At 61.6% G+C, this 25158-nt stretch carries 24 protein-coding genes; 13 read left to right on the forward strand and 11 right to left on the reverse strand.

Annotated elements, in window-relative coordinates; genetic code table 11:
* Window positions 1-8 precede the first annotated feature (8 nt).
* Complete coding sequence (locus J5286_RS25880) at window positions 9-767, forward strand: FadR/GntR family transcriptional regulator (RefSeq protein ID WP_018901283.1); 759 nt, start codon at window positions 9-11, stop codon at window positions 765-767.
* A 56-nt stretch (window positions 768-823) separates the two neighbouring features.
* Here J5286_RS25880 and uxuA read toward each other — a convergent pair whose 3' ends face one another.
* A complete protein-coding gene (uxuA, locus tag J5286_RS25885; RefSeq protein ID WP_209192856.1) occupies window positions 824-2011 on the reverse strand; it encodes a mannonate dehydratase in 1188 nt (395 codons plus the stop codon).
* Window positions 2012-2054: 43 nt separating this feature from the next.
* Window positions 2055-2777, reverse strand: coding sequence for a GntR family transcriptional regulator (locus J5286_RS25890; protein WP_209192858.1), 723 nt, complete (start codon window positions 2775-2777; stop codon window positions 2055-2057).
* A gap of 212 nt (window positions 2778-2989) precedes the next feature.
* Between J5286_RS25890 and J5286_RS25895 the strand changes: the two genes are divergently transcribed.
* The 6 genes from J5286_RS25895 (at window position 2990) to recX (ending at window position 8035) form a co-directional block, all read left to right on the forward strand.
* Window positions 2990-4165: an extracellular solute-binding protein gene (locus tag J5286_RS25895; protein WP_209192860.1), complete on the forward strand. Its 1176-nt coding sequence runs from the start codon at window positions 2990-2992 to the stop codon at window positions 4163-4165.
* 57 nt (window positions 4166-4222) lie between these two features.
* Window positions 4223-5320, forward strand: coding sequence for an ABC transporter ATP-binding protein (locus tag J5286_RS25900; protein ID WP_209192861.1), 1098 nt, complete (start codon window positions 4223-4225; stop codon window positions 5318-5320).
* On the forward strand, window positions 5317-6195 hold the full coding sequence (locus tag J5286_RS25905; protein WP_047503937.1) for an ABC transporter permease: 879 nt from the start codon (window positions 5317-5319) through the stop codon (window positions 6193-6195). The genes J5286_RS25900 and J5286_RS25905 overlap by 4 nt, the downstream gene beginning before the upstream one ends.
* A 2-nt stretch (window positions 6196-6197) precedes the next feature.
* Window positions 6198-7040, forward strand: coding sequence for an ABC transporter permease (locus J5286_RS25910; RefSeq protein WP_112981189.1), 843 nt, complete (start codon window positions 6198-6200; stop codon window positions 7038-7040).
* A 129-nt stretch (window positions 7041-7169) separates the two neighbouring features.
* A complete protein-coding gene (locus J5286_RS25915; protein WP_112426971.1) occupies window positions 7170-7385 on the forward strand; it encodes a hypothetical protein in 216 nt (71 codons plus the stop codon).
* Between the two features lie 98 nt (window positions 7386-7483).
* The gene (recX, locus tag J5286_RS25920) at window positions 7484-8035 is read left to right on the forward strand and encodes a recombination regulator RecX (protein WP_209192863.1); all 552 of its coding nucleotides are present in this window, start codon (window positions 7484-7486) and stop codon (window positions 8033-8035) included.
* A gap of 38 nt (window positions 8036-8073) precedes the next feature.
* Here the strand turns inward: recX and lpdA are convergent, their stop codons facing one another.
* From lpdA to J5286_RS25955, 7 genes are all read right to left on the reverse strand, one after another.
* Window positions 8074-9471, reverse strand: coding sequence for a dihydrolipoyl dehydrogenase (gene lpdA / locus J5286_RS25925; protein ID WP_209192864.1), 1398 nt, complete (start codon window positions 9469-9471; stop codon window positions 8074-8076).
* A gap of 5 nt (window positions 9472-9476) precedes the next feature.
* Window positions 9477-10736 (reverse strand): dihydrolipoamide acetyltransferase family protein, encoded by a 1260-nt coding sequence (locus J5286_RS25930; RefSeq protein WP_209192865.1) that lies wholly within the window; start codon window positions 10734-10736, stop codon window positions 9477-9479.
* 2 nt (window positions 10737-10738) lie between these two features.
* Window positions 10739-11752 (reverse strand): alpha-ketoacid dehydrogenase subunit beta, encoded by a 1014-nt coding sequence (locus tag J5286_RS25935; RefSeq protein ID WP_209192866.1) that lies wholly within the window; start codon window positions 11750-11752, stop codon window positions 10739-10741.
* Between the two features lies 1 nt (window position 11753).
* Complete coding sequence (locus J5286_RS25940; protein ID WP_209192867.1) at window positions 11754-12986, reverse strand: thiamine pyrophosphate-dependent enzyme; 1233 nt, start codon at window positions 12984-12986, stop codon at window positions 11754-11756.
* Between the two features lie 60 nt (window positions 12987-13046).
* Window positions 13047-14174 (reverse strand): acyl-CoA dehydrogenase family protein, encoded by a 1128-nt coding sequence (locus tag J5286_RS25945; RefSeq protein ID WP_209192868.1) that lies wholly within the window; start codon window positions 14172-14174, stop codon window positions 13047-13049.
* Window positions 14175-14195: 21 nt separating this feature from the next.
* A complete protein-coding gene (locus J5286_RS25950) occupies window positions 14196-15383 on the reverse strand; it encodes an acetyl-CoA C-acyltransferase (RefSeq protein WP_209192870.1) in 1188 nt (395 codons plus the stop codon).
* A gap of 360 nt (window positions 15384-15743) precedes the next feature.
* Complete coding sequence (locus J5286_RS25955) at window positions 15744-16997, reverse strand: D-amino acid dehydrogenase (protein ID WP_209192871.1); 1254 nt, start codon at window positions 16995-16997, stop codon at window positions 15744-15746.
* 184 nt (window positions 16998-17181) lie between these two features.
* On the opposite strand from J5286_RS25955, the gene J5286_RS25960 reads away from it, so the two are divergent.
* The 5 genes from J5286_RS25960 to J5286_RS25980 all read left to right on the forward strand — a co-directional run bounded on the left by J5286_RS25960 (window position 17182) and on the right by J5286_RS25980 (window position 22378).
* Window positions 17182-17640, forward strand: a complete 459-nt coding sequence (locus J5286_RS25960; RefSeq protein ID WP_209192873.1) for an Lrp/AsnC family transcriptional regulator — start codon at window positions 17182-17184, stop codon at window positions 17638-17640.
* 362 nt (window positions 17641-18002) lie between these two features.
* Entirely contained in the window at window positions 18003-18821 is an 819-nt protein-coding gene (locus J5286_RS25965) for a glycosyltransferase family 25 protein (RefSeq protein WP_209192874.1), read from the forward strand.
* 81 nt (window positions 18822-18902) lie between these two features.
* Window positions 18903-20819 (forward strand): polysaccharide biosynthesis protein, encoded by a 1917-nt coding sequence (locus J5286_RS25970; RefSeq protein ID WP_209192875.1) that lies wholly within the window; start codon window positions 18903-18905, stop codon window positions 20817-20819.
* Window positions 20820-20862: 43 nt separating this feature from the next.
* Window positions 20863-21798, forward strand: coding sequence for an NAD-dependent epimerase/dehydratase family protein (locus J5286_RS25975; RefSeq protein ID WP_209192876.1), 936 nt, complete (start codon window positions 20863-20865; stop codon window positions 21796-21798).
* A gap of 1 nt (window position 21799) precedes the next feature.
* Window positions 21800-22378 (forward strand): sugar transferase, encoded by a 579-nt coding sequence (locus J5286_RS25980; RefSeq protein ID WP_209192877.1) that lies wholly within the window; start codon window positions 21800-21802, stop codon window positions 22376-22378.
* 63 nt (window positions 22379-22441) lie between these two features.
* On the opposite strand, the gene J5286_RS25985 is transcribed toward J5286_RS25980, so the two are convergent.
* Window positions 22442-23794, reverse strand: coding sequence for an O-antigen ligase family protein (locus J5286_RS25985; protein ID WP_245206542.1), 1353 nt, complete (start codon window positions 23792-23794; stop codon window positions 22442-22444).
* A gap of 265 nt (window positions 23795-24059) precedes the next feature.
* Window positions 24060-24260 carry a hypothetical protein gene (locus J5286_RS25990; RefSeq protein WP_209192878.1) on the reverse strand — a complete coding sequence of 67 codons (201 nt, stop codon included), beginning with the start codon at window positions 24258-24260 and terminating at the stop codon, window positions 24060-24062.
* Between the two features lie 357 nt (window positions 24261-24617).
* On the opposite strand from J5286_RS25990, the gene J5286_RS25995 reads away from it, so the two are divergent.
* Window positions 24618-25061 (forward strand): helix-turn-helix domain-containing protein, encoded by a 444-nt coding sequence (locus J5286_RS25995; protein WP_209192994.1) that lies wholly within the window; start codon window positions 24618-24620, stop codon window positions 25059-25061.
* Window positions 25062-25158: the final 97 nt, after the last annotated feature.

Here is a 25158-nt window from a genome sequence, read left to right on the forward strand (position 1 = left end):
CGGGGAGAATGGACGTGGATGAAGCAAACGGTGCGCCGGCAACCCCGGCGCCGAAGCCGGAGCGCGGCAAGCCGATGAAACTGGTGGACCGTGTGTTCGATCAGTTGCAGGAGCGTATTCGTGCCGGAAACTACCCGCCGGATTCGCGGTTGCCCGGCGAACATGAGCTTGCGTCCATGCTTGGCGTTTCCCGGCCGATCGTTCGCGATGCGCTGGCCAAGCTGCGCGACCAGGGCATGGTCTATGCCCGTCAGGGCGCAGGAACCTTCGTCAGCGCCAACAGCTCGCCGACGACGCATCTTTCCTATTCGCCGGTCAAGACGATCGCCGATATCCAGCGCTGCTACGAATTCCGCCTGACGATCGAGCCGGCCGCCGCCTATTTCGCCGCCAAGCGCCGCGACGAGGCCGCGATCCAGAAGATTGCCTCGGCGCTGGCCGATCTCCGGGAAGCGACGAGCCATCAGCTGCACCGCACCGACGCGGATTTCAATTTCCACCGCGCCGTGACCGAGGCCGCCAACAATCATTATTACACCGCCTCGATCGATGCGCTCAAAGCCCATATCGCTGTTGGCATGCATCTCCACGGTCTGTCCCTGCTGGGGCCGAGACCCGGCCTAGAACAGGTCTTCCAGGAGCACAACACCATCTACAAGGCCATCGCCGAAGGCCGGGCCGAGGAGGCGCGCGACCTGATGCAGTCGCATCTCGAAGGCTCTCGGGATCGATTGTTCGAGGGCAGGGCGCTCGATCTCTCCTTCTAGATCACGTCGGTGCCGCAAAAGCTTGCAGCGGTTTTGCTGCACCGACATGCGATCAATCAGCTCGGCGGCGCGCCCAATGCGTGCAGGATGCCGCGAAGCTCGGCAAGCCCTCTCAATCGACCGATCGCCGGATAACCCGGCGTGGTGGTCTTGGTGAGATCGTCGAGCATGCGGTGGCCGTGGTCCGAGCGGAAAACGATCGTCCCGTCGGCCTTGCGGTTACGATCCTCGGCGACCAGTTCTTTCAGCACGGCGACCATGTCGACATCGCCTTCCAGGTGGGCGCTTTCGTGGAAGCTGCGGCCGTCGCCTTCGCGTTTGGTCGCTCGCAGATGCGCGAAATGAATACGGGACGCGAACCGTCGTGCGATGGCGGGCAGGTCGTTATCAGCACGTACGCCGAGACTGCCGGTGCAATAGCACATCCCGTTCGCCGGCGACGGGACAGCATTGAACAGCGCCGCATAATCCTCGGCGGTGGAGGCGATGCGCGGCAGGCCGAACAGCGAGCGCGGCGGGTCGTCTGGATGAAGCGTCAGCTTGACGCCACGTGCTTCGGCCACCGGCGCAACCGCCTCAAGAAACTCGATCAGATGCTGGCGCAGGCGGCCGGCATCGATGCCGGCATAGGCGGCGAGACGGTCGCGAAATTCCGGGATGGTCAGCGGTTCGGTTGTCGATCCCGGCAAGGCCGAGGTGATGTTGCGGGTGATGTCGGCAATGTCGCTCTCCGACATGGCGTCGAAGACCTTGCGGGCGCGCGCCTTGTCTTGCGCCGAGTAGGCCGCATCGGCGCCGTCGCGCTGAAGAATGAAGAGATCGAAGGCTGCGAACTTCTCGTGGTCAAAACGCATCGCCGTCGCGCCGGTGTCTATCTCGTGGTCGAGATCTGTCCGGGTCCAGTCGACGACAGGCATGAAGTTGTAGCAGACGATCGGGATGTCGCAGGCAGCAACCGCTTCAAGGCTTGCGATCCACGCCTCGATCTCCGCCTTCGCCTGCCCACCCTTGCGCTTCACCGCATCTGGAATCGGAATGCTCTCGACGACCGACCAGGTGAGCTGCGAGCGCCCTGGGGGCGTCGTCTCGATCATCGCCTGGCGCTCGCGCACCTCGGCCTCGGTCCAGGCGCGGCCGATCGGCACTTGGTGCAGCGATGACACGATGTTGGTCGCTCCGGCTTGCCTGACTTCGTCGAGCGCGACCGGCGCATCCGGTCCGAACCATCTCCAACCCTGCCGCATCTGTTTCCTCCTTCAATGCCTTTTGTTTTGGTGTCGCCGTTCGTCAGCAGAAATAATCGGGGTAGCGCGTGCGCAGCTCCGCCACATCGGGGATGACGGCGCTCAGATGATGCGTCATTGCGGCGCGCGCGGCCTCCACATCATGCGCGGCGATCGCGTCGCGGATGATCGCGTGCTCGCCGACCACATTCTCCATGCGGCCGAGCACCGGTAGCGTCAGCCGTCGAGCGCGGTCTATCTGGACCTTGACGGATTTCAGGATACCCCAGATGCCTGGATAGCCGGCAATCTGCGCGATCGCCTCGTGAAAGGCCTCATCCTCTTCGTGAAAGCCCGAGGTGTCGCCCAGAATGGAGAGCGCCCGCTGGCGCGTGATGATGGCGTCGAGGCGGGACAGATCAGCCGCCGAGGCGATCTCCGTTGCGCGCTCGACCGTCGTTCCCTCCAGTGCCTTGCGCACCACGACGGCCTCGGGGATCGCCGATACCGGTACACGCGACACGACGGTGCCCGACTGCGGATAGATGTCGACCAATCCGCCTTCCGACAGCCGGAGAAGAGCCTCGCGAACGGGCGTCCGGCTGACCGCGAAATCCTCGGCGATGCGCTTTTCCTGCAGCGCCATGCCGGGCGGCATCTTCAGCGAGACGATGTCGTTGTAGAGCCGCTCGAAAATGGCGTCCGCCGTCGTCACGCGCCGCAGCTTTGCCGGCCGCTCGGCCTGCGCCGAGAGTTCGGGAATGGCGGTGGCAGCGGCTGGATGCATGTAGGGCCCTAACGTTGACTTGAATGTGCATACTAGTATATCAATTCTACATTGCTGCCAAGATACACCGCGGAGGAACGGTGTTTCTGGCAAGAAATTCAGGAGGTTCCAAACAAAGCCGGCCAGAAAATCCGACCGCATAAATGGATCAGGATACGCACGTGCACGGATTTGGTGTGCTCTGTGCGGCCAAAAGAGGAGGAGAGAACAGCATGAAATTTACCCGCAGAACATTCGTCGGGACCGCAGCCAGCGCTGCCGTTGCCGCCATGCTTCCCGTCAAGGTTTGGGCGCAGGCCAAGAAGCCCGCAAGCCCCGTGACCATCACCATCGCTGACGTCGCCGGCAACCTGGCGCTGACGCAGGGCATGTTTGAAGCCTATGCATCCGAAAAGGCCGATTGGGTTTCGAACTTCGCCTTCACCAAGGCGCCGGCCCCTGAATTTCCCGGCAAGATCAAGGCGCAGCAAGCGGCCGGGAAGGTCGATATCGACCTCGTGCTGACAGGCACGGACGCGCTCTCGGCCGGTCTTGATCAGGGCCTCTGGCTCGACCTCGCCGCGCACAAGGCGGATTTGCCCGACATCCAAAAGATCCTGCAGCCGCAGGCATTCAAGATGCAGGCGCTCGCCAAGGATCAGGGCATCGTCATCACCTATTATCCCTCGGGCCCGCTGATCGAATACATGCCTGACAAGGTCGCCACGCCGCCGAAATCGGCGCCGGAGCTGCTGGAATGGGCAAAGGCCAACAAGAACCGCTTCATCTACGCCCGCCCTGCCAATTCCGGCCCCGGCCGCACCTTCCTGATGGGCCTGCCCTATCTGCTCGGCGACAGCGATCCCCGCGATCCGGTCAAGGGTTGGGACAAGACCTGGGAATATCTGGCAGCACTTGGCGAACACATCGAATACTACCCGACCGGCACCGGTCAGGTGATGAAGGAGCTCGGCGAGGGGACGCGCGACATCGTCGTTTCCACCACTGGCTGGGACATCAACCCGCGTGCGCTCGGCATCGTTCCCGCCGAGGCGAAGGTGCAGAAGCTGGAAGGCTTCCATTGGGTAACGGATGCGCATTACGCCGTGATCCCCAAGGGCGTCTCCGACGAGAAGATCGCGGTGCTGATCGACGTCTTGAACTACATCCTGCAGCCGAAGCAGCAGGCGATTGCCTATGACGCCGGCTATTTCTATCCGGGCCCCGCCGTCAAGGACGTGACGATCGAGATGGCGCCGCAGGAAAGCCAGGACACGATCAAGGAGTTCGGCCGGCCTGAATATGCCGACTGGATCGCCAACAATCCGCTGGAAGTGCCGCTCGAGCCAAAGCAGCTCGTCGAGGCCTTCCGGATCTGGGACGAAAAGATCGGCTCCAAGAAGGGCTGATCCCTGACATTGCCGGCGCCGGTTGTCATAGCCGGTGCCGGCCATTTTCGGCGTGACATGGAGAGTGGTTTGAACTCGGTAGCGAATACGGTGGCCTCTTCGCGCGGCACCGCGCGTCTTGAACTCGATGGGCTGAGCCGCTCCTTCGGCGCCTACAACGCGCTCGATGGCATCGATCTTGCGATCGAGCCCGGTGAATTCGTGGCGCTGCTCGGTCCATCCGGCTGCGGCAAGTCCACGGCGCTCAACTGTATCGCCGGCCTTCTGGGGCTGTCTGGCGGGGAGATCCGTCTCGGGGGCAAGCGCATCGACCAGCTTGAGCCGGAACGCCGAGGGTTCGGGATGGTGTTTCAGAGCTACGCGCTTTTCCCGCATATGAGCGTGCGCAAGAACGTCGGCTTCGGGCTGTCGATGCAGGGCATCAAGGGACCGGAGGCCGACAAGCGGATCAATGACGCCTTGGCGCTGGTGCGCCTGGAAAGCCAGGCTGACAAGCTGCCCGGGCAGCTCTCCGGCGGTCAGCAGCAGCGCGTGGCGATCGCCCGCGCCATCGTCATCCGCCCGCCTATCGTGCTCATGGACGAGCCCTTGTCCAATCTCGACGCCAAGCTGCGCCTGGAGATGCGCGCCGAAATCCGCGGCATCCACGACCAGATCGGCTCGACGACCATCTACGTTACCCACGACCAGGACGAGGCGTTGTCGCTGGCCGACCGTATCGTCGTCATGAGCCAGGGACACATCGAGCAGATCGGCTCGCCGCAGGATCTCTATCAGCGGCCCGTCAATGTCGGCGTTGCCGACTTCATGGGCTTTCGTACCCGCGTGCCCGGCAAGGTCGTCTCGGTCTCGGGCGATGAGGCCGAGATCGACGTTGCCGGCGCCCGCATCACCGGCACGATGCGCACGCCGCTCAAGCCCGGCGACGCCGCTATCTTCTCGGTGCGCCCCGAGGACTTGGTCGCCGCCGACGAGGGGATCGCCGCCATCGTATCGAGCATGGAGTATCGCGGCCGCGCCTTCTTCGGACTGGCGCGCTCGGCCGACGGATCCGACCTCTATTTCCGCGCCGACGACGCGTTGCCCCGCGGAACAGCAACGCGGCTGAAGCCGATCGCGGGCAGGGCGCTGGTCTTCGGAGGCAGCGCACGATGAGCGCGCCGTCGCTTCGAACGCGGCTGGCGGCCCGGGGCTTCGACGGCACCACCATGCTGATCCTCCCCGGCCTTGCCTTCATGATCGCGCTGTTCGTCTATCCGTTTCTCTACGGCGTCGTGGATTCGCTGACGCCGAAGGATGGCGCGTGGTATGCCAACTATGCCAAGTTCTTCAGCGATCCCTTTCAGTACAACACCATCGGCGCGACGCTCTGGCTGGCGCTGCCGGTGACGATCATCAACCTCGCCTTCGCCGTGCCCGTCGCCTTCCGTGTCCGCCTGATGCACCGCCAGCGTTTGCTCACGACCATCCTGGTACTACCAATCACGCTCGGCACGGTTTTCGTCGCCGATGGCTTGCTGACGTTCCTCGGACCGCGCGGCTGGTTCAACCACACGCTTCTGATGATCGGCATCATCGACAATCCGATCAAGCTGACCAACAACTACTGGGGCGTCTTCGCGTCGCTGCTCATCACCGGCTTCCCCTTCGCCTTCCTGCTGACGCTGTCTTACATCACCGGCATCGATCCGGCGATCGAGCAGGCAGCCGCCACGCTTGGGGCCGGCCCGAGGCAGCGTTTCATGCGCGTCTTCCTACCCTTGCTGGTGCCGGGGCTTGCGGTAACCTTCTGCCTTGCTTTCGTGCAGGCGTTCGCGGTGTTTCCATCCGCCGTGCTGTTGGGTGCACCGGCAGGCCCGACCCGCGTCATCTCGATTGCCGCCTATCAGGCCGCGTTCGAGCAATATGATCACTCGCTGGGCTCGGCGATCGCGCTCATCATGGGCGGCGTTGAACTGGCTGTGGTGCTCGCCGTTCTCGGCGCACGCTCATTCTTCTACCGCGGCCCCGCCGGCGGCACGAAAGGCTGACCATGATCCGCGACCAAGGCCTCACCTCGAAGATTTGGCGTTTCGCCATATGGGCGCTCGCCACGCTCTTCGTCCTCAATCTGCTTGCGGTCATCGCAGCCGTCGTCGTCAACTCGTTCGCGACACGATGGCTCGGCACATGGCTGCCGGCTGGCTGGACAACGAAATGGTATTTCAGCGCCTGGAAGGAATTCCAGCTCTCCAGCGTCGTCCTCGTCACCTTCGAGATCGTTTTCACCGTTGTCATCATTTCGGGCATTCTCGGCGTGATGACCGCCTATGCCCTGGCGCGACGCGATTTCGCCGGCAAGCGCGTGGTCATTCTGCTCTTCCTTCTCCCGCTGCTTATTCCGCCGCTGACCTACGGCATCCCGCTTGCGACGGTGCTCTATCAGCTTGGGCTGGGAGGAACCTTCTGGGGCGTCGTTCTCATCAACGTCGTGCCGTCGCTTCCCTTCGTGGTTCTGGTGATGATCCCCTTCATCGAACAGATCGACCCGCGCATCGAAGCCGCTGCCCGTGTCTTCGGCGCAGGCACCACCAGCCTGTTCCTGCGCATCCTGTTGCCGCTGCTCTTGCCCGGCATGCTGGCGGCGCTGCTGCTGGTGCTGGTTCGCACCATCGCGATGTTCGAACTCACCTTCCTCATCGCCGGGCCGACCACGCAGACCCTCGTCGTGTCGCTCTATTATGCCGTGTTTGCCTCCGGCGTTCGGGCTGGCCAGTCGATCGATGCCATGGCGGTTGTCTATATGGTGACGACGCTGTTCTGGCTGGTGATCGCGCTGCAGTTCGTCAACCCGACGCAGATCGTCGCGAGGGCAAAGCAGCAGCCCGCGCACTAAGCCGGGCTGCTCGCTGCACTAATCCTTCTGTTAACAGAAAACTTATTGAGTAGGGCGGGTGTTCTTGACTATCGGCAGGTGGCTGCCAAGTATTGTGGGCGTGACGGTCATTTCTTGAGGAATTTGATCATGGCGCAGTACAAAGAGACCAACCGCTTTCACTGTGAGAGCAGTTCGGGCGCGCATTACGTTGTTATCGAGCAGATCCTGACATCGCGCTTGGCGCTTGATGTCGGCGCAAGCCCGCGCACCGATTACGTTACCGACACCGGCGAGATCGCCGAGCGGCTGGATGACGATACCTTCCTTTTGCTTCTGTCGGCGGAAGTCCTGCACGTCGCTTGAGGCGGCTTAGACGGGAGAGTGCTGGAAATCCCGGCCGGATGGCTTTAACTGGCTGAAACGACCTGCTCCAGGCGATTCTGGATGCGATCCGGAACGCCATGGCTGACGAAGACACGCAATCCGACATACCGACCAGCCGCATGCAGAGCTGGGCGCGCAACTCGACCATCTACCGTCTCGGACGGCAGATGATGACCGAGAAGCAGTTGGCTGACGCGATCTCGCGCAAGGCCAAACAAAAGTTCGAGGATATATCCGAAGCTCAGGTCAGGGCGCTCGCCGATCTCGCGGTCAAGTTCGGCCACGAGCAGGGCGGGTTGAACGATGTCGCCTACGCCGAGATCAGCGTGCGCTCCGGCGTGCGCAGCGGTCGATCGAAACGGATCATGGCGCAGAAGCTCGCGATCAAAGGCATCGACAGCGAGACCGCCGTCATCGCGCTCGAGGAGAGCGACGACCTCGTAGCCGCGATCAACTTCGCCCGCAAACGTGGCTTCGGCCCCTTTCGGCGCGAGGAGGCCGATGAGAAGCGCTACAACAAGGAAATGTCCGCCTTCGCCCGCAACGGCTTCGGTTTCGAATTGGGACGCTCGGTTCTCGGCATGAGCCGTGATGAAGCCGAGACGGTGCTCGACGAGCGACGGTCGTAGACGCAGGCTGCAGAACTCGAATTTCTGCCGTGCCGGCCTCACATGTGCAACGCATGGCCAAGCGCTTTGAGCGCCGCTTCCTGAACAGCCTCGCTGCGCGTCGGATGAGCGTGGATCGTGCCGGCGAGATCCTCGAGGCGAACGCACATCTCGATCGCCAGCGCAAACGCCGCCGACAATTCGGAGACGCCGCGACCGACCGCCTGCAGGCCGAGCACGAGATTGGTATCCGCCCGCGCCACGACACGCACGAAGCCATCCTCGGACTGCATGGTCATGGCCCGTCCATTGGCCGAGAACGGGAACTGGCCAACACGGATATCATAGCCCTGCGCGCGGGCTTCATCGGGCGACAAGCCGGCGCTGACGATCTCCGGGTCCGTGAAGCAGACGGCTGGAATGCAGCGCTTGTCCCAGCTCCGCGGACGGCCGGCGATGATTTCCGCCACCATCTCGCCCTGTGCCATTGCCCGGTGCGCAAGCATCGGTTCGCCGGTGAGATCACCAATGGCGTAGACCCCGCGCATCGAGGTGCGGCACCGGTCATCGATGCGCAGATATGGCCCGGCGCGATCGAGATCTAGCTCCTCCAATCCCACGCCTGTTGTTCGTGGCCTGCGCCCGACAGTGACGAGTATCCTGTCAGCCGGCAGTTTGACCTCGCGGCCATCGGCCTGCTCGATGATCAGGCTTTCGCCGGCATCGGACAGCGCCTTTGCCTTAGCTCCGAGGTGAAGATCAATGCCGCGCTCCTTCAGCGCCTTAGCAACAGGTTTGACAAGCTCGGCGTCGTATAGCGGCAGGATCTGGCCCGTCGCCTCGACGATTGTGACCGAAGAGCCAAGCTTGGCGAAGGCTGTGCCGAGTTCCAGGCCGATATAGCCGGCGCCGACAACCACCAGTCTTTCCGGCACGCTCTGCAGCGCCAGCGCCTCCGTCGAGGAGATCACCCTTCCGCCGAACGGAAGCCCCGGCAGCTCGACCGGCTCGGAGCCCGTCGCGATCACGATATTCTCTGCGCGGATGAGTTGCGCGCCGGTCTCCGTCTCGACCTCCACCGTCTTTCCGTCGCGAAATCGCGCCCGGCCATGGACCTGCTTCACCCTTGCCTTCTGCAGCAAGGCTGCAACGCCACCAGTGAGGCGCCCGACAATCCCATCCTTCCAGGCGATCGTCTTGGCGAGATCGATCGCCACGCCTTCGGCACGGATACCAAGCGAGTCTCGACCGCTCGCCATCCGCCGCGCGGCATCGAATTCGTCGGCGGCATGGATGAGCGCCTTCGATGGAATGCAGCCGATATTGAGGCAAGTGCCGCCGGGCTTCTCCATCTCGACGATCACCGTGTCGATGCCCAGCTGACCCGCCCGGATGGCGCAGACGTAACCGCCGGGCCCAGCGCCGATGACCAGCAATTTGCAGATGATCTCTTTCATGGCCCTCAGCCTTCGATGAAAATCAGCGCCGGCGTTTCAAGCAGCACGCGGACGCGCTGGATGAAGGTCGCGGCATCCCAGCCGTCGATGATGCGATGGTCGAAGCTGGAGGAAAGGTTCATCATCTTGCGCGGCACGAATTGCGTCCCATCCCAGGCGGGGCGGGTGGCGATCTTGTTGACGCCGATGATCGCGACCTCCGGGTGGTTGATCACGGGTGTCGAGACGATGCCGCCCAATGCGCCCAGCGAGCTTATCGTAATGGTTGAGCCTGTCAGCTCGTCACGCGTCGCGGTTCCGTTGCGCGCCGCCTCCGCCAAGCGCGCCATTTCGCCGGCGCAGTCCCATATCGTGCGGGCCTCGGCGTGACGTACGACCGGTACCACGAGGCCGGCAGGCGTCTGTGCGGCTATGCCAATGTGAACGCCGCCGGAGCGGGTGAGGATGCCGGCATCGTCGTTGAATGTGGCGTTTATATCCGGCTGGTCGGCGACAGCCTTGACGATCGCCCGCATCAGGAAGGGAAGGATCGTCAGTTTCGGATGCTCCGGCTTGCGGTCCCGGTTCATCGTCGCCCGCAGATCCTCCAGCGCTGTCATGTCGATTTCCTCGACATAGGTGATATGCGGGATGCGCGAGGTGGAGAGCGACATCTTTTCGGCGATCCGCCGCCGCATCCCGGTCAGTTTGACCTCTTCGGTCGTCGTATTTCTGGCGAACGGGGCAGGCGCAGCAAGCGAAGACGCCCCGCGCGCGAGATATTGCTCGACGTCTTCGCGCAAAATGCGTCCGTCTGGACGGTTTGGCGATACCTGTCTGAGATCGACACCGCTTTCGCGGGCAAAGAGGCGCACAGAAGGCGATGCCAACGGCTTCTCCTGCGGTAGGCTTGTCGGCTGGGACAACGCTTGCTTAGCTTGCGCCGGCTGCAGCCGAGCAGGCGCTTCGCTTTCACTGGCTGCGGCGGATGGCTTATCTGTCGCCAAGGGCGCGGGCCGGGCGGGCGCCGACACTTCATCTCCGCCCGCCGTCTCTATCCTCACCAGCGGCGCCTTTACGGCCACGGTGTCTCCCACTTCCGCGCCGAGCCAGGTCACCGTGCCGCTGACCGGTGACGGGATCTCGACCGTTGCCTTGTCGGTCATCACGGCCGCGATCACCATGTCCTCGCGAACCGGATCGCCGGCCTTTACGTGCCACTCCACCAGCTCCGCCTCGGCCACGCCTTCACCGACATCCGGCATCTTGATCGTGAACTCGCCCATCTTCACGCCTCCATGACTTCGCGAAGCGCCCGTCCAACGCGCGCGGGGCCGGGGAAATAATCCCACTCCTGCGCGTGCGGATAGGGCGTATCCCAGCCCGCGACCCGCACGATCGGCGCCTCCAGATGGTAGAAGCAATGCTCCTGTATCAGCGCCACGATCTCGGCCCCGAAGCCCGACGTCAGCGTTGCCTCATGAACCACGACGCAGCGACCGGTCTTCGATACGGATTGCACGATGGTATCGAGGTCGAGCGGCAGCAGGCTGCGCAGATCGATCACCTCGGCATCGACACCGGTATCCTCGGCCGCCGCGAGCGCCACATGCACCATTGTTCCATAGGCAATGACCGTGACCCCGCTTCCGGCGCGCCGGATCTCCGCCTTGCCGATCGGGATCGCATAGTGGTCTTCAGGCACTTCGCCGAGCTCATGCTTTGACCATGGCGTCACCGGGCGCTCGTGGTGGCCATCGAAGGGGCCATTGTAAAGCCGCTTGGGTTCGAGAAACATCACCGGATCAGGGTCCTCAATCGCGGCGATGAGCAGTCCCTTGGCGTCATAGGGGTTGGAGGGGACAACTACCTTGAGGCCGCAGACATGGGTGAACAGCGCCTCCGGGCTCTGGCTATGCGTCTGCCCGCCGAAGATCCCGCCGCCCGTCGGCATCCTGAGCACGATCGGGCATGTGAAATCGCCATTCGAGCGATAGCGAATACGCGCCGCCTCCTGGGTGATTTGGTCGTAGGCCGGATACATGTAGTCCGCGAACTGGATCTCGACGCAGGGTTTCAGCCCGTAGGCCGCCATGCCGATCGCCGTGCCGACGATGCCGGATTCGCTGATCGGCGTATCGAAGCAGCGGGTCTTGCCGTATTTCGCCTGAAGCCCCTGAGTGCAACGGAACACGCCGCCGAAATAGCCGACGTCCTCGCCGAACACGACGACGTCCTCGTCGCGGGCCATCGAGATATCCATGGCGCTGCGCACCGCCTCGATCATGGTCATGCGCGCCATATCAGTACCCCGCTTTCTGCCGCTGGCGGCGAATGTGCGGCGGCATCTCGGCATAGACGCCCTCGAAAATGTCCCGTACCGAAGGCTTGCCGCCGGCATGCAGCGTTCCGTGTTCCTCGGCGCGCCTTTGCGCATCGATCACCTCGTCCAGGATCTCGGCCTCAGCCTGCACGTGGCGCTCCTCGGACCAGACACCCTTGAGGATCAGGTGTTTTTTGAGCCGCAGCACGGGATCTCCGAGCGGCCAGGCGTCGGATTCGGTTTTCGGTCGATAGGCGCTCGGATCGTCGGAGGTCGAGTGGGCGCCGACGCGGTAGGTGACATATTCGATCAGTGTCGGCCCCAGATTGCGCCGCGCCCGCTCCGCCGCCCAGCGGGCGACCGCATAGACGGCCAGATAGTCGTTGCCATCGACACGCAGCGCCGGGATGCCGAAGCCGAGCCCGCGAGCGGCGAACGTGCCGGAGCCGCCGCGCGCGATGCCTTGAAAGGTAGAGATCGCCCACTGATTGTTGACGATATTCAAGATGACAGGCGCCCTGTAGGTCGAGGCAAAGACGAGCGCCGAGTGAAAGTCGGATTCAGCGGTCGAGCCGTCGCCGATCCAGGCGGCGGCGATGCGTGTATCGTTCTTGATCGCCGACGCCATCGCCCAGCCGACGGCCTGGACATACTGGGTGGCGAGGTTGCCCGAGATAGTGAAGAAGCCGTGCTCCTTCGAGGAATACATGATCGGCAGCTGCCGCCCCCGCAGCGGATCGTTCTCGTTGGAGAAGATCTGATTCATCATCTCGACCATCGGATAGTCGTCGGCGATGAGGAGGCCTGCCTGCCGATAGGTCGGGAAATTCATGTCCCCCTTGTTCAGCGCCTTGCGCACGGCGCAACTGACTGCCTCTTCGCCAAGGTGCTGCATGTAAAAGGACGTCTTGCCCTGGCGCTGTGCCATCAGCATGCGCGCGTCGAAGGCGCGCAGCTTCATCATGTTGCGCAGCCCGGTCAAAAGAGCTTCATCCGAGAGCAACCCCGCCCAAGGGCCGACGGCCTCGCCCTCCTGGTTCAGCACGCGGATGATCGAATAGGCGAGATCGCGGATGTCTTCGGATGCGACATCCACCTCCGGGCGCGGCACGGCGCCGGCCTTGGCGATCTTGACGTTGGAGAAATCGGGAAGACCGCCAGGGCGAACGGCGGGTTCGGGGACGTAGAGGCTCAGTCGTTGACTGTCTGGCATTTCCTGTGTTCCTCCTCCGCTCGCATCGATCCTCTCCTCAGGAACGACGCGGCGTATTCCCTATAGATTGCGGGCGATCACCATGCGCTGAACGTCACTCGTTCCCTCGTAGATCTGGCAGATGCGGACATCCCGGTAGATGCGCTCGACGGGGTAATCACTCATGTAGCCATAGCCGCCATGGATCTGGATCGCATCGGAACAGACGCGCTCGGCCATTTCAGATGCAAAGAGCTTGGCCATCGACGCCTCGGAAAGACAGGGCAGCCCCGCCTCGCGCAGGCTCGCTGCATGAAACACCAGCTGCCGCGCCGCCTCGATTTGTGTCGCCATATCGGCAAGACGAAAGGCGACGGCCTGATGCTCGATGATCGGCTTGCCGAACGCCGCACGCTCGCGGGCGTAGTCGCGCGCTGCCTCGAAAGCCGCACGCGCCATGCCGACCGCCTGCGCCGCGATCCCGATCCGGCCGCCTTCCAGATTGGCAAGCGCGATCCTGTAGCCATCGCCTTCCTCGCCGAGGCGAAGATCCGCGGCGATGCACATGTCGTTAAAGGCGATCTGGCAGGTGTCGGAGGCGTGCAGGCCCAATTTGTGCTCGACGCGAATGACCTCGTATCCCGGCGTGTCCGTCGGTACGATGAAGGCGGTTATCCCCTTCTTGCCGGCCGTCGCGTCCGTGACCGCGAAGACGATGATCACCTGTCCGTTCTTGCCCGATGTGATGAACTGCTTGGCGCCATCAAGCACATAGTGATCGCCGTCGCGGCGCGCGCGGGTGCGCAGATTGGAGGCGTCGGAGCCGGCCTGCGGCTCCGTTAGCGCGAAGCCGCCGATCCATTCGCCGGTAGCGAGCTTCGGAAGAAAGCGCTGTTTCTGCTCCTCGTTTCCGAATTTGAGGATGGGAACGCAGCCGACGGAACTATGGACGCTCATGATCGTCGAGCAGGGGCCATCTCCGGCGGCGATCTCTTCGAGTGCCGCCGCGTAGGCAACCGTTCCCGTGTCGGAGCCGCCATAGGCCTCCGGCACCAGCATGCCGAGAAGGCCGAGTTCGCCCATCTCTTTCAGTTCATCGCGTGGGAAGCTGTGTGTGCGATCCCGCTCGGCGGCGCCCGGCGCTAGTCGTTCGCGTGCGAAATCTCGCGCGAGGTCCCGGATTTGCTGCTGCGTGTCGGACAAGATCATCAGCGCGCCTCCTTTTTCCGCTCACTGCCGCTCGATGGCGATAGCGGTCGCTTCGCCGCCACCGATACAGAGCGCCGCCATGCCGCGCTTCAGCCCGTATAGCTCCAGCGCCGCCAGCAGCGTGACGATGACACGGGCCCCGGACGCACCGATCGGATGGCCGAGCGCGCATGCGCCGCCGTGGACGTTGACCTTGTCTTGGGGGATATCGAGGTCGCGCATGGCGGCCATCGGCACGACGGCGAAGGCTTCGTTGATTTCGAAGAGATCGACGCTCGATAGCGGCCATCCCGTGCGCTCGGAGAGCTTTCTCAAAGCGCCGATCGGCGCCGTGGCGAATTCGCCGGGTGCCTGCGAGTGCGTGGCATGACCGACGATTGTCGCGCGCGGTGCGATGTCGTGTTGGTCGGCCCGTGAGCGTCGCATCAGCACCAGCGCGGCGGCGCCATCGGAAATCGAGCTCGCATTGGCGGCCGTCACGGTGCCGCCTTCGCAGAATGCCGGCTTCAGTCTGGGGATCTTGTCGATGCTGGCCTTGCCGGGCTGCTCGTCCTCGCGGATCGTCGCTTCGCTTTTGCCTGACATGACCGATACCGGCACGATCTCGCGATCGAAATAGCCGGCCTCTATCGTCTTCTGTGCCCGCGTGAGCGATGTGATGGCATAGGCGTCCTGCGCCTCGCGCGTGAATTGATAGGCCTCGGCACAGTCTTCCGCGAATGTCCCCATCAAGCGCCCCTTGTCATAGGCATCCTCGAGCCCATCGAGGAACATATGATCGACCACGCGCCCATGGCCGAGCCGATAGCCGCCGCGAGCACGATCAAGTAGATAGGGCGCATTCGTCATGCTTTCCATGCCGCCCGCGATCACCACCGAGGCGCTGCCGGCGGCGAGCAGATCGTGGCCGATCATCACGGCCTTCATGCCGGAGCCGCACATCTTGTTTACGGTGCTGGCGGCAGTTAAGAAGGGGAGGCCAGCGCCAATCGCGGCCTGTCGGGCCGGAGCCTGACCCTGGCCAGCGGCGAGCACACAGCCCATGATGACCTCGTCGACACTCTCAGCTGGGACGTGACTTTGCGAGAGCGCCGCTGTTATCGCAGATCCACCCAGCTGCGGTGCGGCCAGCGGCGCGAAGGCTCCCTGAAACCCACCGATCGGCGTGCGGGCGGCGCCTGTGATCACAATCGGATCCTGCTTCGTCATCGCGACCTCCTCCTCGAAGCCGGCATCGGGATCTACCGTAGGCCATAACGCAAGTGCCCCTCCCGCGACCGGGAAGAACAAACACCGTCAAGCTGCACGGTTCTCCTCCCATGCGTGATCTCGTGGATTGCACTTCGCCGCATCAACCTCCCGCGGCACTTCAGGCAATCAAGACAATGCAAAGTCTATGCGCGCTCTTCGTTGAAAGCGATGGCAAATTGTTGCGATGTTTATCCGCAGCAGGCAACGAAGTTGCCGCATGCGTGGCTGCGTCAGACCGATCGTTGCGGCTCGGCTCGGCCGCGCTGCTGGACCGGGTTGCGCCCCGGATCCAGCACCATCGTGCGGCGATTCCGCCCTCTATCGGCCGTAACGGGCGAGCGACAGGTCGCTGACGTCGATATCCGCCTTTTTGCCACTGACGACATCCGTCAGCACCCGCGCGGAGCCGGTGCTCATGGTCCAGCCGAGCGTGCCGTGCCCAGTGTTGAGGAAGAGATTGCGGATGTTGGTCGCGCCGATGACAGGCGTGCCATCCGGCGTCATAGGCCGCAACCCCGACCAATAATTCGCGGCCTTCAGATCGCCACCGGGGAAGAGATCGCTGACCGAATGCTCCAGGGTTCTGCGTCGCGCGGGGCCGAGGTCATTCGTGTAACCGGAAATCTCCGCCATGCCTCCAACGCGGATGCGGTCGCCGAGGCGCGTGATGGCGATCTTGTAGGTCTCGTCCATGACCGTGGACTCAGGTGCGCGCGACGCATCGGTGATCGGGATGGTCAGCGAATAGCCCTTTACCGGATAAACGGGGAGCTTGATCCCGAATGGCTTCAATAGCAGCGGCGAATAGCTGCCGAGCGCCACGACGACGGCATCTGAAAAGACGGTGCCGGTATCGGTGACGACACCCTTGGCCTGTCCGCCCTCGACCACAAGCCCCTTGATCTGGCGTCCATAGTCGAATGTCACGCCCATCAACACGCATTTGGCGGCAAGGGCGTTGGTGAACTTGAAGCAATCGCCGGTCTCGTCCTTGGGTGTCTGCAGACCGCCGACGATCTTGTCGCTGACGTGGCGCAACGCCGGCTCCATGCGGATGCAGCCCTCACGGTCCAGCACTTCATACGGAATGCCGTCAGCAGCCAGCGCCTTCACGTCCTTGGCCGATGCGTCGAGCTGCGCCTGTGTGCGGAAGAGCTGCAGCGTGCCCTGCATGCGCTCGTCATAGGCGATATCGGTCTCACTGCGCAGTTCGGCGAGCGACTGGCGGCTGTAATCGGCAAGGCGCAGCATGCGCGACTTGTTGACCGCGTAGCGTTCCGAGGTGCAGTTGGCGAGCATCCGGAACATCCATGACAACATGGCGTAGTCCACCTTAGGGCGGAGAACCAGCGGCGCATGCTCCATGAACAGCCACTTCAGCGCCTTCTGCGGAATACCGGGTGCCGCCCAGGGAGAGCAATAGCCGAAGGACACCTCGCCGGCATTGGCAAAGCTGGTCTCGAGGGCCGGACCGGACTGGCGATCGATAACAGTGACCTGATGTCCCGCCTTGGCCAGATAGTAGGCGCTCGTGACCCCGATGACACCGGCGCCGAGAATGGTCACTTTCATGATTGCCCCTTTTATCTATGCTTTTTTTGCCTGGTGTATCGGCGCTTGCGACGTCGAGCGTGGCCCTTGATGGCTGCTTTAAAATAGCGAAACAATCGAACAATTTCCTGCTGATCAGTATGCTGATATTGCAGTCGATTACGAAGTACGAAATTATCAGGCGTCAAAAGAGGAATTATTGCGCATGATCCTTGATGCGATCGATCGTAACATTGTCCGGCAACTCAGGCTGAACGCGCGCATCGCCAACACGGCCCTTGCGGCGGAAGTCGGCCTTTCGCCCTCTGCATGTCTAAGGCGCATCGCAAGGCTGGAGAAATCCGGCCATATCAGGGGTTACACTGCTCTGATCGGCACCTCGGATAGTGACGATGCGCTGGCGGTGATCGTCAACATCACGCTCGATCGGCAGACCGAGGAACATCTGAACAGGTTCGAGGCCGCCATCCGGAGATATCCGGAGATCCAGGAATGCTTTCTGATGACCGGCGGTTCGGATTACATCCTCAAGGTCGAGGTCGAGAGCGCACGCGATTTCGAGCGAATCCACAAGGATATCCTATCGACTTTGCCTGGCGTCGCACGGATTCACTCGAGCTTCTCGATCCGGGACGTGCTGAAGCGTGGACCACGAAAAAGCTGATCTGGATGCCGTCCCTAGGTTGCAAGGCCAGCTTGCCGCGAGGGTGTCGGATTGATGCGTCTTAGGAAGCGATGGCAGTTGAGGAAAAGTGCCACTCCGCAGTGTGGCTGCACGCGAAAACAATTGTCGCGGATGCCGAGAGATGGCTGAGTTGCTATCCTTCGGCGAGATGCCGTCCAGTTTGTCTGCGAGCGTTGGTTGACGTTTGAGCCACTCTCCCGGTGAAAACGCTTTGCCCGTTTGGGTAGATCCTTGCACGTGCCTCGCATACATACTAATGGCTGTCGCGGTTCGTCGAGACGTTTGTCCAGCGAAGAAACCTGTAGCAAGCTTGGCGCCCGATGGATGCCCAGGAGACCACTGTGCGTGAACGCCAGCAGACAGAAAGCACGGCTGACTTCAGCGAAGCGCGCCGATCTGGAACGGGCGAGACCCTGTCTCGACGGGGAATCGTGTCCTACGTGATCAACCTCGATCGCTCACTCGACCGCTGGCAACATATCAAGAGCCAGGCTGACGAATTCGGCCTCGATGTTCAGCGTATCCCCGGAGTCGAGATCGATGCCGCGAAGAATACGCAATGGCCGGATTATGACCGTGCGGCGTTCATGCGTGGCAATGGTCGCCCGATGCTGCCGCAGGAATATGGCTGCTATCTCGCCCATGTCAAAGCGCTCAACGCTTTTCTGGAGAGCGCAGCGGAATGCGCCGTCATCATGGAGGACGACGTCAATCTCAGCGCCGACCTCGTCTCGCGGGCTTACGGCGCCCATCAGGCTGCGCCATTCGCGGAAGTCATCAAGCTGCTGAACCACCGCGTCGTCTGGTTTCGGCCAATCGCGCGGTCGAGCAACGGCGATGTGATCGGAAAATGTCTGTTCGGGCCACAGGGCTCAGCAGCCTGCTACCTCGTGACCCGCGCCGGCGCGCGCAAGCTTGTAGATGCCCTCAAGGTGATCACATGTCCCTACGACATTGCTCTCGAGCGTGGTTGGGCGACCGGCGTCAAGATCTATACGCTGAAGGACGATCTGATCACCTTGTCGGTTCGGTCCAAGGAGAGCCAGATCGCCGATCGCGCGCGGTATCGTTCGATCAAGCTGCGCGGACTGCGCAAAATTCCAACGCACATTTGGCGTATGGTGGAACTCTTTCGCAGGGTGCGGTACGCAGTCTCATGAGCCATGTTTTCCGAGCTATTTTTTGCCATAGCATCGAGTGTCGGCCGCTATTGCTAAATTCGTCACGATCGAGGCAGCGCTATGTTTGACAATTACGTTCAACACGTTCTTGCCTTGCCGCGGCCAGCGAAGCGGGTCATCGCTCTGCTCTTCGATGCCTGCCTGTGCATCCTGACGGTCTGGATCGCGTTCTGCTTTCGCTTCAATGACTGGTATCTGCTCACGGGTGTGCAGTTCTGGACGATCCCGGTATCGCTCGTCATCGCGCTGCCGCTGTTCATCACCTTCGGGCTTTACCGCGCCATCTTCCGCTTCATGGGCTGGGCCGCCTTTTCGACGGTCATCAAGTGCGTTCTGATCTACGGCGCCGTCTACATGGTGATCTTCACGGTTATCAGTGTGCCGACCATACCGCGAACCGTCGGCATACTGCAGCCGATGCTGCTCCTGCTTGCTGTTGGCCTGTCGCGTTTCGTGGCGCGCTATTTCCTCTACGATGCCTATAGCGAAATCCTCGGCGAAGCCGCGCCCATCCGCACGCTGGTCTATGGCGCCGGCACGCAGGGGCGGCAGCTGGTGAGTGCTTTGGGCCATTCGGCAGAGTTCAAGGTCGTCGGCTTTCTTGACGACGATAAGGGTCTGAAGGGCATGTCCCTCAACGGCGTGAAGATCTACAGCCCTCTCAACATCGAGAAGGTGTGTGCGGATCTTGAGGTCAAGACCGTTCTTCTTGCTCTTCCACAGATCGATCGTGGTCGACGCAACGAGATCATCGAACGCTTGCGTTCAGCACGGGTCGCCGTTCGCACGGTTCCCGATATCAGCGCAATCGCGACAGGGCAGGCGCAGCTGACCGACCTTCAGGAACTTGATGTCGAGGACCTCTTGGGCCGCACCGCCGTCCTGCCAAACACCGCGTTGCTGGAACAGAACGTTCGCGATCGCGTCGTTCTCGTCACGGGCGCGGCTGGATCAATCGGGAGCCAGTTGTGCCGCGAGATCGCCAGGCTGGAACCGAAGGCACTGTTGCTGCTCGACCAGAACGAATTCGGCATCTACTCGCTGCAGAGCGAACTCGGGGGAGATGACGCAGAGTCTCTCTTTCCCATCGTCCCACTTCTTGCCGATGTCTGCGATGAACACCGCATCGGCACCATTCTTCAGGCCTGGAAGCCGGCCACGGTCTATCATGCCGCGGCCTACAAGCATGTGCCACTGGTCGAACAGAACCCCGCCGAAGGCGTCAAGACCAACGTCTTCGGGACGCTGACGGTGTCCAGGGCCGCATTGGCTGCCGGCGTCGAACGCATGATCCTTGTCAGCACCGACAAGGCTGTCCGCCCGACCAATGTCATGGGCGCCACGAAACGCCTGGCCGAAATGATACTGCAGGCGCTCTCTGAGGAGCGCAAGAACACGACCTTCTCCATGGTCCGCTTCGGTAACGTGCTTGGCTCATCCGGCTCGGTCGTTCCTCTCTTCCGTCAACAGATCAGCCGCGGCGGGCCGATCACGCTGACACATGAGGAGATCACGCGCTTCTTCATGACCGTGCCGGAAGCAGCCCAGCTCGTTATCCAGGCGGGTGCGATGGCGACCGGCGGCGATGTCTACCTGCTCGACATGGGCGAGCCGGTGAAGATCATCGATCTCGCGCGTCGGATGGTCGAACTGTCGGGTCTGACTGTCCAGGACGAACAGAACCCGAGCGGTGACATCAGCATCGTGACAACCGGATTGCGCCCGGGGGAGAAGCTCTACGAAGAGCTGCTGATCAACGACAATCCCGAAGTGACGGACCATCCGAAAATCCGCCGCGCCCGCGAGCAATTCCTTGGCTGGCCGCAGCTGTCGGCCAAACTCGATGAGCTTTCTGATCTCGCGCGTGATGGCGATGCAAGGCGGCTGAAGGCAGCGTTGAGTGAACTTGTGCCGGGATACAGTCCGATGGAGCGCGTCGTCGATCTTGTCGCGCTCAGGCAGGAAGTATCGCAATGACGATTTCCGCAGTGCGAGAGAACACGTGCCGCTGGGGGCTGATATGTTCCTGGTAACCGGCGCCTCAGGATTTGTCGGCCAAGGGCTTGCGCGCACATTGCAGCAACGTGGGATTCCGTTTCGTGGCACGAGCAGAAACGGGAGTGGCCAGCTTCTTGCTATTGGAGATATTCACGGCGCGACCGACTGGTCTGTCGCCCTTGATGGCGCCGATGTCGTCGTCCACCTAGCCGCCGTCAACCAGAATGTCGTCGAAGGGTCACCGGCGGTGCTCGCCGAGTATCGATCGGTGAATGTCGAGGGAACGATCAACCTGGCGCGTCAAGCTGCCGCCGCGGGTGCAAGACGGTTCGTGTTCTTGAGTTCGATCAAGGCAAGCGGCGAGGCGACGACCAACGGCAAGCCATTTAGGGCGGCGGATGTGCCTGCTCCCGAGAGTGATTACGGCCGGACGAAGCTCGAAGCCGAGCAATTGCTGCACGCGCTTGGCAACAGCACGAAAATGCAGATCGTCGTCATTCGATCGCCGCTGGTCTATGGCCCGGGCATGCGCGGAAGTTTCCAGGCGCTGGTGCGGCTTGTGCAACGCGGCTTACCGCTGCCCTTCGCGTTGATCGATAATCGCCGGTCGATGGTCTATCTCGAGAACCTGACTGACCTGATCGTGACCGCTGCAAACCACCCGGATGCCGCTGGCAAGACGTTCATGGTTGCCGATAGCAAGAGCCCATCGACACCCGAACTCGTGCGCATGATCGCTGCGGCAACCGGCTCATCGGCCCCGCTGCTGCCGTTTCCGCCGGCGTTGTTGGAGCTTGCTGGAAAGTTGACTGGAAAGGCCGAGCTGATTCACCGCTTGACGCGCTCGCTTGAAGTCGACATCTCGGAAACCAGCCGCCGGCTGGGCTGGACACCACCATTCGAGATGACCGACGCACTGTCGCGAACACTTGGCCCCGCAAAACCCACTAAGGACTGATATGACAAGCAAGCTCAACCAGGGGATCAAGAGGGCGTTCGATCTTTGCGCGGCGTCGGGTGGCCTGGTCGTATTGTCTCCCGTGTTGCTTGTGCTCACCATCATGGTCAGGCGTTCGTCGCCGGGTGGCGCCTTTTTCCGTCAGCAGCGGGTGGGCCGAGACGAGGTTCCATTCACCTGTCTGAAGTTCAGGACGATGGCGGCCGGCACGCCTGATGTCGGTTCCCACGACGCAGCCGAGGCCTGGATTACACCGATCGGCAAGACGCTTCGCGCCTATAAGCTTGATGAACTGCCGCAGCTTGTGAATGTACTGAAAGGCGAGATGAGCCTGGTAGGCCCTCGCCCATGTCTGCCGAGCCAGCCGGAAGTCATTGCCGCACGTAGAACCAAGGGCGTGTTTGCTGTTCGCCCGGGCATAACCGGTCTGGCGCAAATCGCCGGTATCGACATGTCGACCCCGGAGAAACTTGCCACGGCGGATGCCGAATATGTCAAGACGGCCAGCCTCTGGAACGACATCGCCATGATCCTCGGCTCCGTCATGGGCAAGGGAAAAGGCGACGCCGCGCTAAAGTAAGCGCGGGGCTCGCCCACTGATGCACAGGTCACTCGGCGAGCATTAGGTCGCGCTCGCGAAATGCTAGCGGATCGCGGGTTGCAAGTCCGGAACATCGGCCTGTGCTGGCCGCAAACGAAGATTGCACCAACATGCAAACGCGGATGTCACGAGGGCAAGGCTTTCGCCAATCGCCAGTCTATTGTTGGAATTGCTGAGAAGCGTTAGCGCAAAAAAGAAAATGCAGACAAGATAGGCATGCATTGCCGCGCGTGGAATGATGCCCTGGCGGTAGGCCTTGCAGACAAAGACGATGAAGCTCGCCAGGATTAGCCCCATGACGAAGGCTCCAAACAGGCCGAACCGGACCAGTATTTCCAGATATCCGTTGTGCAACAGCGTATAGGAAACATTAGCGTAGTGCGTGTGCTTCCAGCGCTCCAGCCACTCGTTGCCCCACCCGAAAACCGGAGCGGACGAGAAGAGTTCCCATCCATTCGACCATAGCTGAAGACGCTCATCCATCGCGACAGGCGTGTTGCCCGATTGAATGGTCTGGGTGATCGTGTCTGCTCCGTTCGAACTGCCGACGATGCCGCTGAACATCGAAGCGGTCGCCTTGATCGTCGGACCGGCCGTCTGGTCGAGGTTATGGCGAACAGCGTATATTCCGACACCAAGCAGTGCGACCGCGCCGGCGATCACCAATCCACCGCGCGCGCGCACCTTTATGTAGCGCATGCCTATGATGGCGAGAACTGGTAGCGTGAAGGCCATGGCGAGCCACACCCCCTTGGACTTTGCGCCATAAATCGCAATCACGCACAGAGCCAGAATAAGCGGCGACACCACGTAGGCGAGATGCGCAAACCGACGATCGACATCGGGAGTCGTAAGATAGTGCAGAAGCCAGAAGGTTGACATCACAAAAATGAGGCCGCAGGCGACCGCGCCATGGATCTGATTGTTCATGATGAGCGGGCGAACAGCAACGCCGGTGGCGATCGTGCCGATCGTCAAAGTCACCGTGACAGCGAGCATGACAAGTGCAACGACAAAGAACGCAGCGATGATCTTCTCCATCTCGCCTTCATAGATCGCGAAGGCGATCCCGAGGATCGGGAAAAATAATGGGAAGGCGAAGAGCCAGTCGGACCCGCCAACATCATGATGTTCGGTCGTGATGTAGAGGAACGCGAAGCGTGCCAGAACATAGATCGCCCAGCCCATGCAGAGCCAGCCAAGCCAATTTGTGCGCGGACGTACCGGCTCCCTTGTGTAATAAACTAGCGCGATGATGGCCAGAATGGCGCATGCGTAGCGATAGGTATCGCTCTCCACCAGCAAGGCTGATGAAGCGAGCAGCCACAGAAGACAGCCGAATATTCTGAGCGTAGGGCTCATGGTGGCGCTGGCGGCGCGGAACGAATTGTTCAAGATGTCTACTTCTGTTCGCGCGCGTGTTCCTGCGTCAATGCCGATGGCCGCTCTCATCGAAAACATGACGCGCACCAGAACTCACTGTGAGTTCGGCGCGGTAGTCTACCAATTCGATATTTACGAAAATAGTGTGGCCGACAAGGCCGCCTCGACCACTGTTCACCGCAAAATGTTGTCACAGAGCAAAACGCGCGTCGACTTGCGGCATTAACAGTGGAGATAGCGGGAGAGGCGCCGGATACCGGACCTTGACCTCTGATGCTTAGTGCGTCGCCGCCCGGTTCTGCTTGGAGAGGCTGAGGATATAGTCGTCGGCAATATCGGCGATGGCCATCGCTATCTCAGCCGGGGAGAAATCCACCCGCTTTTCGCCAAAAATCAGCTGGTGAACGGCTTCTTCGATCTGCTGACGGCAAGCCAACAATCGATCAGCATGACTAATTTCAATGGCAGGTATTTGCATGGCGTTTGTCCCCAATGTGCTGCGCCTGAAACGAAGGTCCGTGTCCAGATTACTCCGGCGCGAATAGTCGCCGACGCGACCATGGCCACACGCATGCCCCGATCTTCACATAATAGTATAGAGGGTAAGCCTCGCGGTTCCCGTGAAATCGGTGTGACACTATTTAAAGTGGCCTTAACGCCAAAACTCTCTCAATGAGGTAGTGGGCGTGCGGCGTCAGAGACTGAATATTGACGGCTTGTGCAACGCTTGGGACGGCGAGTAAAGATTTTTTGCCACGTCTTTACTTTTAGTTGCATTTTTTCGCAGTGGCTTCATTATGCGTCAACATTCCTAATATTGCAGGCGAGGGACGCCATGAAGGCGAAATCGACGAACGCGATCGACGGCTATGTCGGGGAACGAGTAAGGCTGCGCCGCAAGATGCTCGGCATGAGCCAGGCTAGCCTCGCAGAAGCGTTGGGCATAACGTTTCAACAGATTCAAAAATACGAGAAAGGCATCAACCGCATCGGCGCCAGCCGGCTTTTGCGCATGGCGGAGATATTCGGCGTAACCGTCGGCTATTTCTTCGAAAATGGCGTTGCCAGCGCCGGTGACGACGGCAACCGCCCGGAGACCGATGCTGTCGCTGCGTTCATGGCCTCGAAGGAGGGGCTTGCTCTCGGCAAGGCGTTCATCGCCATCGAAGACCCAAACGTCCGCCAAAAGCTGTTGGCCTTGACGCGCAGCCTTGGCTCTTCTGGCATCGTCATAAATGATCGCGACGGCGCGGATCAGGCGGAGCTCGAAGGCAACTAGAAGAATGGCGCCATCCGGCTGGAAGTACGAACCGTCGTCGATTCGCCTGTTTCACAAGGCCAGGTGACCGCTATTCTCGAACAATCACGCTATTCGG

The sequence above is a fragment of the Rhizobium sp. 16-488-2b genome (genome assembly GCF_017741815.1).
GTDB lineage: Bacteria > Pseudomonadota > Alphaproteobacteria > Rhizobiales > Rhizobiaceae > Rhizobium.